Source organism: Niveispirillum sp. FG148 (assembly GCF_057809655.1).
This window is the reverse complement of sequence record NZ_JBMDKJ010000005.1, coordinates 211,319-225,564: the sequence shown is the minus strand read 5'-3', so window position 1 is coordinate 225,564 and position 14,246 is coordinate 211,319. Positions and strand designations below refer to the sequence as shown.

At 68.9% G+C, this 14,246-nt stretch carries 3 protein-coding genes; all 3 read left to right on the top strand.

The genetic code is table 11. The annotated features are described in order from the left end of the window. The first annotated feature begins 14 nt into the window (after positions 1-14). The 3 genes from ACODTW_RS07835 to ACODTW_RS07825 are packed head-to-tail and all read left to right on the top strand — an operon-like array spanning position 15 to position 14,243. Positions 15-1,700, top strand: a complete 1,686-nt coding sequence (locus ACODTW_RS07835; protein ID WP_488945407.1) for a ShlB/FhaC/HecB family hemolysin secretion/activation protein — start codon at positions 15-17, stop codon at positions 1,698-1,700. Between the two features lie 7 nt (positions 1,701-1,707). Beyond that, positions 1,708-11,232 (top strand): MBG domain-containing protein, encoded by a 9,525-nt coding sequence (locus ACODTW_RS07830; RefSeq protein WP_488945406.1) that lies wholly within the window; start codon positions 1,708-1,710, stop codon positions 11,230-11,232. Then, positions 11,232-14,243, top strand: coding sequence for a CHAT domain-containing tetratricopeptide repeat protein (locus ACODTW_RS07825; RefSeq protein ID WP_488945405.1), 3,012 nt, complete (start codon positions 11,232-11,234; stop codon positions 14,241-14,243). The genes ACODTW_RS07830 and ACODTW_RS07825 overlap by 1 nt, the downstream gene beginning before the upstream one ends. The last annotated feature ends 3 nt before the right edge of the window (positions 14,244-14,246 follow it).

Below are 14,246 nucleotides of genomic sequence, written 5' to 3'. Positions count from 1 at the left end.
GGGAAGACCTGGGGATGGCACGGCTGAAATCGGCATTACTGGGGGCGACGGCGCTGCTGCTGGCGCCCATCGCAGGGGCGCAGGACGCGCCGGTGCGGCTGCCGGGGGCGGCAGAACCTGGGCGTTCCACGGTTCCCGCCCCGCTGGAGGAGATGCGCCGCGCGCCCAAGGCTCAGCTGCAATTTTCCATCCCCGCCCAGCGCAAGGGAACGGCGGCGGCCGGTGCCGCCGACCTGCGCTTCACCCTGACGCGGATCGCCGTTGAAGGGGCGACGGTTTTTCATCCGGAAAATGATTTTGCCGCCGACATCAAGGCGTTGATCGCCCGGCCGGTGACGCTGGCCGATGTCTCTGCCCTGGCCGACCGTATCCAGGCGCGTTATCTGGCGATGGGATTGGGACTGACCCGCGTTTTCGTGCCCGCGCAGGAGATCAAGGACCAGACCATCACCATCCGCGTCATCGAGGGGCATCTGGAAAAGGTGCGCGTCGAAGGCGGGGGCCCGCGCGAACGCGCGCGGGTGGAGGCGCGGCTGGAAGATGCCCTGGCCGCCCGCCCGGCGCGCGTGGACCTGATCGAACGCGGCCTGCTGCTGGTCGATGATCTGCCGGGGGTGACGGTGACGGGCCTGATCCGACCGGGGGACAGTTTTGGGGCGGCCGAACTGCTGGTCGGCTATAGCGAAACGCCCTATGCCCTGGTGGCGGGTGTGGGCAATCGCGGATCGGAATTTGCCGGGCCCTGGTCGGCCTTTGTCGATCTGGCGGCCAATTCGCCCTTTGGCCTGGGCGAGCAGGTGGGCGTGACCCTGTCGGCCACGCCGCAGATTTCCGAGCAAAGGTCGACCAATGGCCGCTGGTTGCAGCCGCTGGCCGGCAGCGGCCTGACCCTGACCACCAATGCCAATTACAGCCGGGGCAAGCCCGGCGCCTCGCTGAAGCCCTTTGCCGTGTCGACCGAATCCTATGGCGTGGGCCAGCGCCTGTCGCTGCCCCTGATCCGGTCGCGGGCGCGCAACCTGACAGTGGAGGCCGGGTGGAACGCGCAGCGCGCCACAGTGTCCCTGCTGGCCCTGCCCTTCAGCCGCGATGACTGGCGCAGTGTCGATGCGCGCGTGACCTACAGCCAGGGGCGGTTCCTGGGTGGTGACCTGATGGCGCAGGCGGGCGTTACCCAGGGGCTGGACATTGCCGGCGCCACGGGGCGGGAGGCGACGACGGCATCCCGCCTGAAGGTCGATCCCTGGTACACCAAGATCACCGGCGAGGTGGCCTATGGGCTGCACCTGCCGGCCGAGATCGGCGCCACCCTGAGCGTGGGCGGGCAGTACACGCCCGACACGCTGGTGGCGGGGGAGGAGTTCGCGCTGGGCGGCAGCCGCTTCGGCCGGGGCTATAATGGCGGCGATCTGGCGGGGCCCAGCGGAGTCGGCGCCGGGCTGGAGCTGCGGCGCGGGTTCAATCCCGGCATTCCGCACCTGGATGGTGTGACGCTTTATGGCTTTGTCGATACCGGCCGGGTCTGGGACAGTGCCGCCGTCAGCACGCATCTGCTGTCGGCCGGCGGCGGGCTGCGGCTGGGCCTGTTCGGCAAGGCCAGCCTGTCGGCCGAACTGGCCCGCACGCTGCGGTCCCTGCCCCTGCCGGGGGCGGAAGGACAGCGCACGCGGCTGTTCGTCGATCTGACAGTCCAGTTCTAGGGAAGGGATGATGGAGACGCAGCGGCGGCAGGCAGGGACGGGGCGACACTGGGCACGGGGCTTCCGTGCCCTGACGCTGGCCAGCGTCTTCACGCTTCCGGCCGCTGCCCAGACGGCGCCGCAGGGCGGCACCGTGGTGGTGGGTGGCGCCAGCATCAGCCAGCAGGCCGGCCAGACCCTGATCAACCAGAGCACGGACCGCGCCCTGATCGACTGGCGCAGCTTCGATATCGGGGCGGGGCAGGCCGTGACGGTGGCGCAGCCGGGGGCGGGGTCGCTGCTGGTCAACCGGGTCACGGGCGGCGGCACCGGCACGCGCATCGACGGGTCGCTGATCGCCAATGGACAGGTCATCGTCATCGACAAGGCCGGCATCGTCATCGGCCGCGGTGCCCGCATCGATGCCGGTGCCTTCCTGGCCACCACTTCCGACCTGGACAATGCTGATTTCGCGGCCGGGCGCCTGGTCTTCGGCACGGCCGGGGCGCCGGGGGCGGCCATCATCAATGAAGGTACCATCCGGGTCAGCGATGCCGGCTATGCCGCCCTGGCCGCCGCCATCGTGGAAAACCGGGGGCTGGTGGAGGCGAAGCTGGGCCGCGTCGTGCTGGCGGGGGCGGAGCGGTTCACGCTGGATCTGGCGGGCGACGGACTGCTGCGGTTTGAGCTGCCGGCAGAGGTGGCGGGACGCGTGGTGAATGCGGGCACGCTGTCAGGCGCGTCGGTGCTGCTGACGGCGCGGGCCGCGCGCGACGGCATGGCCAGCGTGGTCAATGCCGGCGGTCTGATCGAGGCCATTTCCGCACGTCAGGTGGATGGCCGCATCATCATCGGCGGCGATGGGACCGACACGCTGGTCACAGGCGCCGTGACGGCGCAGGGCGGTGACGTTGACATCCTGGGCGACCGGGTGGCGCTGGAAGGTGCCCAAGTTGATGTCAGTGCCGCCGACGGCGGGGGCACGGTGCGCATCGGCGGGGATTATCAGGGCGGGGGCGACCTGACCCGCTCGCAATCCACCCGCATCGATGCCGCCAGCCTCATCCAGGCCGACGCGACGGGGACCGGGGCGGGCGGGCGCATCATCGTCTGGTCCGACGGGCGCACCGATTATGCCGGGTCCATCAGCGCGCGCGGGGCCGGCGGGGGGGAGGGTGGCTTTGCCGAAGTGTCGGGCAAGGGCAGCCTGCGCTTTGCCGGCAAGGCCGACCTGTCGGCGGCGGCCGGGGCCCAGGGCGGCACCCTGCTGCTGGACCCGACCAGCATCACCATCGGCACAACGGCTGATGTGGACGGTGACAGCACCCAGGGCGATGATGTCACGGGGAATATCGGCCAGACCGACTATAGCGGGGCGGCCAGCCTGATCACGGCGTCGGCCATCGCCGACCTGCTGAATGCCGGCACCAGCGTCAGCCTGTCGGCCAGCCAGGACATCACGCTGAGCAGTTCCATCGCCAAGACCGGCGGCTTTGGCGCCAGCCTGACCCTGACCGCCGGGCGGGATATCATCATCGGGGCCGGTGCGGGCGTGACCAGCAGCAGCGGGGCCCTGAATATCACGCTGACCGCCGGCAGCGGCAGCAATGCCGGCCAGGTGGTCAGTGCCGCCACGGGCACGGAAAGCTTCACCAGCAATGGCGGGAATATCAGCTTCACCGGCTATGGCCGCAGCGGCGCCATCAGCGGGGTGGACCTGTCGGGCGCCAGCCTGTCCAGCGGGTCGGGGTCCATCAGCCTGACCGGCACCGGCTATGCCGGCGATGGCAGCAGCGGGGTGCATATCGCCGATGGCAGCATCCTGCAATCGGGTAGCGGGTCCATCACCCTGACCGGGACCAGCGGCGGCGGCAATGTGGGGCGGCATGCCGGCCTGGATTTTGACGGGACCGGGCATAACCAGATCCTGACCAGCTGGGGCAGCGTCAGCCTGACCGGTGCCACGGGCGGATCTTCGACATCCGACTATGCCATCGGCATCCGGGCCGTGAACCTGTCCATCACGGCCAGCAGCAATGGCAGCATCAGCCTGACCGGCACCTCCAGTACGGGCGGCGGCTCCTCCTATGGCATCGAACTGAATGGCGCGACCGGCACCCGGTCCATCAGCAGCAATGGCGGCAGCGTCACCCTTACCGGTACGGGTGGGGGCAGCAGCGGCAGCCTGAATTACGGCGTCATGCTGTATAGCGACCATGCCGTTTCGGCCGGGTCCGGATCGGTGACGGTGAACGCCACGGGCGGGTCGGGCAGCATTTCCATCGCCAATGAACGCGACAGCAACGCCAGCATCGGCGGGGTCAGCCAGTCCGGCACCGTCACCATCAATGCCGACGGCATGGCGCTGGGCGCGCTGACGGTCCGTTCATCGGGGACCGTCGTGCTGGCGCCCAAGACCAGCGGCAAACCCATCGATGTCGGATCGACCACCGACAGTGTCGGCGGCAATCTGGCCCTGTCGCAGACGGAATTGAACCGGGTGACGGCCGGCACGCTGATCATCGGCTCGTCCCTGGCCGGCACGATCAGCGCCAGCAGCGCCTTCAGCCCCACCAATGTGGGCACGCTGCAGCTTTCCAACGCTGCCCTGACGGTCAATGCCGGGCTGGCCGCCCTGGCGCAGGCGCATCTGAACGCCGGCAAGAATGTCACCCTGACCAGCCAGGGCGACATGGCCCTGTCCAGCAGCATCGCCAAGAGTGCCGGCGCCGATGCCACCCTGACCCTGCGGGCCGGGTCCGACCTGAGTTTCAACAGCGGCATCGGCGTGACGGCCAGCACGGGCAAGCTGTCCATGGATTTCACGGCCGGGTATGTCACGTCGGGCACGCTGACCACGACCGGGTCCGGCAGCTTCACCAGCAATGGCGGCGATATCGCACTGAAGGGCCTGTCGGGGGTCAGCCTGTCGGGCAGCAGCGTGACGGCGGGGGCGGGCACCATCATCCTGGCTGGCGCCGATCTTGCCCTGTCGGGCACCTCCATCACCAGCACGGGCCGGGTGCAGCTTCGCCCCTATGCCGCCGGCGGGCAGATGGATATCGGGGCCACGGGGGCGGGGTCGGGCAAGGCCCATGTCTCCCAGGCCGAACTGAACCAGATCAGCGCCGGGGTCCTGCGCCTGGGGTCGCTGGATGGCGGCAACATGGTGATCAGCAACGCGCTGAGCCATGCCAGCGACACCATCGAACTGGCCAGCGCCGGCACGGTGACGCAATCGGCCAATATCAATGTCGACAAGCTGGCCCTGCTGGGCAGTGGCGCCACCTATACCCTGACCCGCAGCGGCAATGCCGTTACCACCCTGGCGGCCGATACGGGCAGCATCGATTTTCATTCCGGATCGTCGCTGGCCGTCGGCACGGTGGCGGGCACCGCGGGTATCCGTTTCACCGGCGATGCCAGCCTTTACGCCCATGACGCCCTGATCACCCTGGGGGCCGCCGCCACCTATGCCGGAAACGGCACGGGCACGCTGACGCTTTCCAGCGATATCGACGTGGCCGTGACGGCCAATGCGGGCGTATCGGGGTCGGGCAAGCTGAACATCGTGCTGGCCGCCGACGGGAACGAGTCAGGGTCGGCCGGCCAGGTGGCGATCAGCGGGGCCAGCCTGTCCAGCAATGGCGGCGACATCACCATCGGCAGCGGCAGCACCCCCGCCACCCGCGCTGCCGTGGGCAAGACCGCCACGGGCATCGGCGTCAATATCACCGGCAGCACGCTGAATGCCGGCACGGGCGGCGACATCCTGGTCAATGGCGAAGGGGCGGACAGCGGCACCAACAGCGCCACCGGCATCGGCATCAATGTTTCCGCCAGCACCCTGCAGGCGGCCGGCAATGGCACCATCACCCTGAACGGCACGGGCGGGGCCGGCAATACACTGACGGCCGGTATCGCCATCGGGGGCGACAGTTCCATCCGCACGGCCAGCGGCGCCATCGCCCTGAATGGTGAACAGGCGACGACGGGAACTGGCCGCTATGGCGTGCTGTTCCGGGCCGACACGACCGGCAGCACCATCTATTCCAGCGGGGCCGCCGCCATCACCATCACTGCCACGGGCACGGCCGGGAAGATCGCCGCCAATAGTTCCATCACCGATTACAGCAAGGCGCTGATCGGCTGTTCGGTGGCCAATAGCTGCTATGGCGGGACCATCACCCTGCGGGCCGACCGGCTGGACCTGACCGATGCCGGGGCCGGGTCGGACAGTGCGCCCAGCATGCGGGTCGGCGGTACGGGTTCCCTGGTCATCCGGCCGAACAGCACGACATCCACCATCGCCGTGGGCGACGGCGCCACGGGCAGCGAACTGCGCCTGACCCAGGCCGATATCGACGCCCTGAATGACGGGCTGTCGTCCATCACCATCGGCCATACGGACGATACGGGCGATGTCAGCGTCGCCGGCGCCGCCTTCAAAAGCAATGTCACCATCCAGGGCGGTACGGGCGATGTCACCGTCAGCGGCGCCCTGACCACCGGCAGCGGGACGGCGGCCGGCACCATCGGGTTGATCAGCAAGGGGCTGCTGACCATCAGTGCCGCCCTGTCCACCCAGAACCAGGACATCACCCTGACCACGGACAAGCTGGCCCTGACCGGCAGCGTGGATGCGGGCACGGCCATTGCCACGGTGACGACGGCCACGGCGGCGCGCGGCATCGACCTGGGCTCCACGGGCGCATCCACCAGCAGCCTCGACATTTCCGATGCGGAGTTGAAGAAGCTGACGGCCGGCACCTTGCGCATCGGGTCGTCCAGTGCCGGCGCCATCAGCATCAGTGCCGCCATCGCGCCCACGGGTACCGATACCCTGCATCTGCGCAGCGGCGCCGGGATCAGCCAGACGGGGGCGATCACTATCGCCAATCTGGCCGTGACGGCGGCGGGGACGGTGGCGCTGGCCGAGGCCAGCAATGCCGTCACCAGCTTTGCCGCTACGGCGACCAACAGCAATGTCAGCTTCCGCGACGATACCGGCTTTGCCATCGGCAGCGTGGACAGTGTGGCGGGCGTGTCTATCGGTACGGGCGCTCTGACCCTGACCAGCACGGGGGCGGTGACGCAGACGGCATCCATCACGGCCGCAGGCCTGGCCCTGCTGGGCACGGGCGGGACCTATACGCTGGCGCATGCATCCAACGCCGTGTCGATCGTGGCCGCCAATACCGGGTCCATCGATGTCGGCCTGTCGGGGGCGGCGACCATCGGCACGGTCGGGTCGACCACGGGGATTGCCGCCACGGGTACGGTCAAACTGTCCACGGGCGGCAACCTGACCCTGGCGTCCGGTGCCGCGGTGTCGGCCAGCGGGGCCGGCGACGCCTTGGTGCTGGCCGCCAGCGGTACCTTTACCAATAATGGCGGGGACAGCGCCCTGTCGGTGGCCGGCGGCGGGCGGTTCCTGGTCTTTTCCACCTCGCCCTTGACCAGCAGCACCGGCGGGATCAGCGCATTGCCGCTGTATAATCGCAGCTTCGCCTTTGATACGCGCAGCTATACGGCCATCAGCAACAGCGGCAGCCGCTTCGTCTATAGCTATGCGCCCACGCTGACCGTGACGCCGGATACGGTGACGCGTACCTATAGCGGGGCGACGCAGACGGGTCTGGCCTATACAATCACCGGACTGGTCACGGGCGATACGCTGGCCAATGCCGTCAGCGGCACCGGCGCCATTACCGGGGCCGGGCGCAATGTCGGGACCTATACGCTGACGGCCGGTGCCGGCACGCTGGCGTCCGATCTGGGCTATGGGTTCAGCTATGGCACCGGCACGCTGACCATCGATGCCAAGGCGCTGACCTATGCCGTGGCCAACAGCAATTCCACCTATGGCACCTTGGCGACCAATGGTGCCGTCACCCTGACCGGGGTGGTGGATGGGGACAGTGTGGCGGGGACGGTCAGCACCTATCGCGGGGAAGACGCGGTGACGCTGGCCGCGCGCACGGGCGTGGGCAGCCTGACCCAGAAGGTCACGGCCCTGACCGGCACGGATGCCGGCAATTACAGTATCGCGGCCACGGGCAACAGCAACGGCACCCTGACCATTGCCACCAAGGCCCTGACCTATGCCGTGGCGGCCGCCAATTCCACCTATGGCACGCTGGCGACGCTGGGCGCCGTGACCCTGACGGGCGTGGTGGAGGGCGACATTGTCACGGCGGCCGCGCAATTGTCGGGCGCCACCTTGGCGGAAAGGCTGGCGGCCGGGACCTATACCCAGGTGGCGGGCAGCCTGAGCGGCACGGATGCCGCCAATTACAGCTTGGCCGGCAACGGCAACAGCACCAGCCTGCTGACCATCGCGCGCAAATCCGTCACCTATGCCCTGACCAACGCGAATTCCACCTATGGCACCCTGGCCGTGCTGCCCACGGCCACGCTGACCGGGGTGCTGAGCGATGATGTGGTGACGGGCACGGTGGTGGTGGATGGCCAGACCCTGAGCGACCGGCTGGCCGCCGGCAGCTATACAACCAAGGTCAGCGCGCTGGCCGGGGCGGCGTCGGCCAATTATGTCATCGCCGACAGCGGCAACCAGAATGCCGGCCTGAGTGTGGCGCGCAAGACCATCACGGGCAGCGTCAACAATGTCAGCAGCATCTATGGCCAGTCGGTCAGCGCCGGGGCGGCCGTGCTGTCCGGCGTGCTGTCGGGCGATCAGGTCACGGGTACCGTTGTGGTGGAAAAGGCCGGGTCGGCCGTGACCCCGGGCCCGACCCTGGATGCCGGCAGCTATGACCAGCGCATCACCGGCATTACCGGCACGGCATCGGCCAATTATGAACTGGGCAGCACCAGCCAGGGCACGCTGACCATCGACAAGGCGGCCCTGACTATTGTCGCCGCCAACCAGACAAGGATCTATGGTACCGCCGACCCGACCCTGACCTATACGACCACGGGGCTGGTCAATGGTGATCAGGTCAGCGGGGGGCTGAGCCGGGCCACGGGCAAGGATGTGGGCACCTATGCCATCAGCCAGGGCGACCTGAGCGCCAGCCAGAATTATACGATCAGCTTTACCGGCGCGACCCTGACCATTAATCCCGCCGCCCTGACCATCACGGCCCTGTCGCAGACCAAGATCTATGGCGATGCCGATCCGACCCTGAGCTATCAGAGCGTCGGGCTGGTGGCGGGCGACAGCCTGACGGGCGCGCTGTCGCGGGCGGGGGGCGAGAATGCCGGCACCTATGCGATCAGCCAGGGCAGCCTGACGGCCGGGGCCAATTACACGATCAGCCTGATCGGGGCCGACCTCACCATCACGCCCGCGCCGCTGACCGTGACGGCCAATGCCATCACCAAGACCTATGGCCAGCAGACACCCGCCCTGACCTATCAGGTGGCGGGGCTGAAGCGCGGCGATGGGGCGGGGTCCGTGCTGTCAGGCGCCCTGTCGGATGGCGGGGTCCGGGATGCAGGCACCTATGCCATCGCCCAGGGCAGCCTTGCCGCCAATGCCAATTACACCCTGACCTATCAGGGCGCGACCCTGACCATCAGCCCCGCCGCCCTGACCGTGACGGCCAGCAGCCTGACCAAGACCTATGGGCAGGACGACCCGGAACTGATCTATCAGGCCGTGGGGCTGGTGGCGGGCGACAGCCTGTCGGGTGCCCTGGTCCGGGCGGCGGGCAAGGATGCCGGCACCTATGCCATCGGCCAGGGCAGCCTGAATGCCGGTCCCAACTATACAATGTCCTTCACGGGCGGCACCCTGACCATCAAACCCGCCGCCCTGACCGTCACGGCCCTGTCGCAGACCAAGACCTATGGCGACAGCGACGCCCCGCTGGCCTATCAGGCGGTGGGGCTGGTGGCGGGTGACAGCCTGTCCGGCGCCCTGGTGCGGGCGGGCGGGGAGAATGTGGGCAGTTACGCCATCGGCCAGGGCAGCCTGACGGCCGGGTCCAATTATGTGCTGTCCTTCACCGGCGGGGCGCTGACCATCAAGCCGGCGGCCTTGTCGGTGACGGCGGCATCGGCCAGCGTCACCTATGGCGATGCGCTGCCGGCGCTGGGCTACAGCGTCAGCGGGTTGAAGCGCGGGGACAATGCGGCAGGCGTGCTGTCGGGCAGCCTGTCGGCCGCGACGGGCAGCAATGTCGGCACCTATGCCATCGGGCAGGGCAGCCTGTCGGCCAATGCCAATTACACCCTGTCCTTTACGGGCGGGACCCTGACCATCAATCCCGCCCTGCTGTCGGTGACGGCGTCGTCGGCCAGCGTCACCTATGGCGATGCGGTGCCGGTGCTGGGCTATAGTGTCAGCGGGTTGAAGCGCGGGGATAGCGAAGCGTCGGTGCTGTCGGGCAGCCTGTCGGCCGCCACGGGCAGCGATGTCGGTGCCTATGCCATTACCCAGGGCAGCCTGAGCGCCAATGCCAATTACACCCTGTCCTTCACCGGCGGCGCTCTGACCATCAACCCCGCCCTGCTGTCGGTCACGGCCGACAATCAGCGCCGCACCTATGGCGACGCGGATGGGGTGCTGACCTACAGCGTCAGCGGGTTGAAGGGGGCGGACAGTGCCACATCCGTGCTGTCGGGGGCGCTGGCCCGCGCGGCGGGCAATGATGCCGGCACCTATGCCATCAACCAGGGCAGCCTGAGCGCCAATGCCAATTACCGTATCCGCTTTACCGGCGGGCAATTGACCATCGATCCGGCCATCCTGTCGGTCATCGCCAATGCCGTCAGCCGCCCCTATGGCGCCGGCGATCCGGCCCTGACCTACAGCGTCAGCGGTTTGAAGGGTGCGGACAGCGCGGCCAGCGTGCTGTCGGGCGGCCTGACGCGGGCGGCGGGCGGCAATGCCGGGCGCTATGCCATCCAGCAGGGGACGCTGACGGCCGTCAGCAATTACAAGATCACCTATACCGGCGCCGATCTGACCATCACGCCCGTGGCTCTGACCGTGGCCGTGGACGGCGCCACGCGCATGGTGGGGGCCGCCAACCCGATCTTCACGGCGCAGTTCACGGGTCTGGTCAATGGCGATACGGCCGACAGCCTGACGGGCCTGCGCATCACCAGCCCGGCCGACGCCAACAGTGCCGCCGGCAGCTATGCCATTATTGCCGACGGGATCAGCAATCCCAATTATGTGGCAACCTATGTGAATGGGGTGCTGAGCGTGACCGGTGGCGGTGTCTTGCCGCCCGTTGTGGCCGAAGCCGCCCCCATCACCACCGTGACCCAGCCCGCCCGCGCGCCCACCGTGCCGACCGTCACCACGACCAGCGTCGCTGCGGCCCCCGCCGCCCCGGTCACAGCCTCGACAGCGCCCGTGACCAGCGCGCCGGCGCCTGCGCTGGATGCAGGGTCCGCAGCCCTGGCCGCCGCCAGCCAGAGCGTGCAGTCGGCCAGCGGGTCGAAGGCCGATGATGACAGTGCGGCGGAGGAGATGATCCCCGGCCTGCTGTCGCAGCAGCGCCGCCTGCCCGGCCAGACGCCAGAGGGCACGCCCGGTCTGGAACAGCAATTCCCCAATCTGGGACGGGTGTGGTGATGGCAAGGACAGGGCTGCCCCTTCTGCTGGTCCTGCTGCTGACCGCCTGTGCCGGCAAGGGGCCATCGGTGCCCGGCCCGTCGGCCGCCGCCGGCCCCATCCCGCTGGGCCGCAATGCCATCGGGGAGGAATGCCGCGCCCTGCCCACCGACAATGCCGATGGCGGCAAGGGCTATGCCGTCTATTGCGGCGCCTGGGAACAGCCCAGCGGCTTCATTGCCGTCACCGACCTTTATGATCCGCTGCCGGAGGGCGGTGAAGCGGCCGCCCGGCAATTGGCCGTGGAGGCGGCGCGCACGGGCTGGGCTGGGTCGCTGGCGCAGAAGGCCAATTGCCAGCCCGCGCAAAGCGTGACCGGGCCGGATGGCGGGAAGGGTCTTTTCACCTCCTGCCAGTTGCGGGAAGGCGGCTGGCCCTATGTTGGCGTCACCCTGGCCAAAGGAAGGCGCATGGTGCAGGGCGACGGCATTCCGGCCGTGGCCGACCTGTTGCTGAATGCGCCTGCCTTGCTGGAGGCGAAACCGGTCACGGGACAGGCGGCGCTTTCCGACATGGGCGCGCTGCTGCGCGCGGCGCTGGGCGATGATGCCCTGCGCTTCGGCCGGGGCGACCTGAACGAGTTCGAGCGGCTGTCGGAAGTGGGCCGCCTGTCCAACAGCGTGGAGGATTATGCCGGTGCCGAGGCCGCCTATCGCCGGGCGCTGGACATCCAGAGCCGGGCGCTGGGGCCCGACAGTCCGGGGGCTGGCGATACGCTGATGGCGCTGGCCCTGGAAGTGTCGAACCAGGGGCGCGGGCCGGAGGCGGACGCCCTGTTCCGCCGGGCCGATACGTTATTGCAGAAAAGCTTCGACAAGGCGGCGCGGGCGCGGCTGTCCTCCTACATGGCGTTCCATGCGGCCAATATCGGCGATGCCCGCCGGGCCCTGTCGCTGGGCCGTGAGGCCAGTGCCGTGCGCCGTGCCATCGTCGATGATCTGGAAGAAGCGGCCGGCGGCGGGGCCAACCGCGCCGTGCTGGGCAGTCTGGCCGCGGCGCGCGGCGACCTGATCCATTCGCTGCTGCTGGAAGCCACCGTGTCGCTGCGCCTGGAACAATATGGGCTGGCGGAAGCGGCCGCGCTGGAGGCCGAACGACTTTATGAGCGTACGCGCGGCCTGCCGCCCTGGTGGCTGGCCCGCATTGTCGGCATCGAAGGGCTGGCCAAGGCTGGCCGGGGCGATGCCGCCGGCGGGGCCGCCCTGATGTCCAAGGCGGTGGGGGCGAACCGGCAATTGTTCGGTGCCGGCTGGCCCGTGGCGTCCAGCATGCTGGAACTGGGCCGCGTCTATGCCCAGGCCGGCATGGATGATCAGGCCATCGCCATCTATCGCGAGGCGCTGGCCATGATCGAGGCGGCGGAAAACGGGCCCAGCCAATTGCCGCTGGACCGTATCGCGCCCTATCTGGACGTGCTGTATCGCCGGTCGCAGGCCGATGAGGGCCAGCGCGCAGCCTTGCAGGCAGAGATGTTCCAGGCGGTGCAGATGGTGCGCGAGGGGGTGGTGGGCCAGACCATCACCCGCGCCGCCACCCGTTTCGCCAGCAGCGACCCCGCCGTCGCCGACCTGATCCGCCGGCAGCAGGATGCCGTGCGCGATCGTGACCGGTTGCGCATTGAAGCGGCGGCTGAAACCGCCAAGGCCGACGCGCAGCGCGACCGGGAGCGGGAAGCGGCGCTGGCCAAACAACTGGCCGAGGCCACGGGACAGGCGCAGGCGCTGGAGCGGCAGCTGCAGGCAGCCTTCCCCAATTATGCCCGCCTGACCCGACCGCGCCCGGTCACGCCGGCCGACCTGTCGGCCCGGCTGGCGGAGGGCGACGCGCTGGTGCAGTTTGCCTTTGCCACGCGCGGGTCCTATGGCTTCATCCTGCGCAAATCGGGACTTGTGGCCTATCCGGTCACGGTCGGACGCGTCGCATTGGCCGAGCAGGTGGCGGAGCTGCGCCGGTCCATCACGCCGCGCGCGGGCGTGCTGCCGCCCTTTGATCTGGGCCTGTCTTATGATCTTTACCGGCGTCTGTTCGGCGGGGCGGGCGAGGCGCTGTCCGGCGTGAAGCATCTGGTGCTGGTGCCTTCAGCGGCGCTGTCCAGCCTGCCGCCGTCGCTACTGGTCACGGATGATCCCGGAACTTCGCGTGATTATGCCAAGGCGTCCTGGCTGGTGCGCGACCTGTCCATATCGGTGGTGCCGTCTGTTCCCGCCTTCCTGTCCCTGTCGGGCGGGGGAGAGCGACCGGCGGCGGCCAAGCCCTTCATCGGCTTTGCGGCCCCGCCCTTCACGGGCCAGGGCAATGCCGGCCTGACGGCACTGGCCGATGAATGCCGCACCGACGGCGTGCTGGACCCCGCGCTGCTGCGCGCCCTGGCGCCGCTGCCGGAAACGGCGGGCGAGATCCGGGAGGTGGGGCAGCGGCTGGGGGCCGCCCCGTCCGACCTGATCACGGGCGCAGGCGTGACGAAGGAGGCCGTGCGCCGGGCGGGGCTGGAACAGTATCGCGTCGTCTATTTCGCTACCCATGGGCTGCTGCCGGGCGAGCTGCGCTGCCAATCCCAGCCGGGCCTGGCCCTGGCCCCGCCCGTGACGAAGCCGGCCAGTGCTGCCGATGATGGCTTGCTGACCGCGTCCGACATCGCGCTGCTGCGCCTGAATGCCGATCTGGTGGTGCTGTCGGCCTGCAATACGGCGGGCGGCGATGCGAAGCTGGGCGGCGAGGCGCTGTCGGGTCTGGCGGAAAGCTTCTTCTTTGCCGGCGCCCGGTCGCTGCTGGTCAGCCATTGGCAGGTGCCGTCGGCCCCCACCGTGCGGCTGATGACGGGCCTGTTCGCCGAGAATGCCGGCGTCGGTGCCGCCGAGGCCCTGGCCCGCGCGCAGCGCCGCTTGTCCACCGACCCTGTTACCGCGCATCCTTTCAATTGGGCCGCCTTCACCCTGGTGGGCGTTTCCCCTTCTTCTGGTAATGGAGCCTGACAC

Excerpts from the sequence above, each read along its gene's own strand:
- ACODTW_RS07830 (WP_488945406.1), top strand. The coding sequence starts at position 1,708 with ATGATGGAGACGCAGCGGCGGCAGGCAGGGACGGGGCGACACTGGGCA.
- ACODTW_RS07825 (WP_488945405.1), top strand. The coding sequence starts at position 11,232 with ATGGCAAGGACAGGGCTGCCCCTTCTGCTGGTCCTGCTGCTGACCGCC.
- ACODTW_RS07835 (WP_488945407.1), top strand. The coding sequence starts at position 15 with ATGGCACGGCTGAAATCGGCATTACTGGGGGCGACGGCGCTGCTGCTG.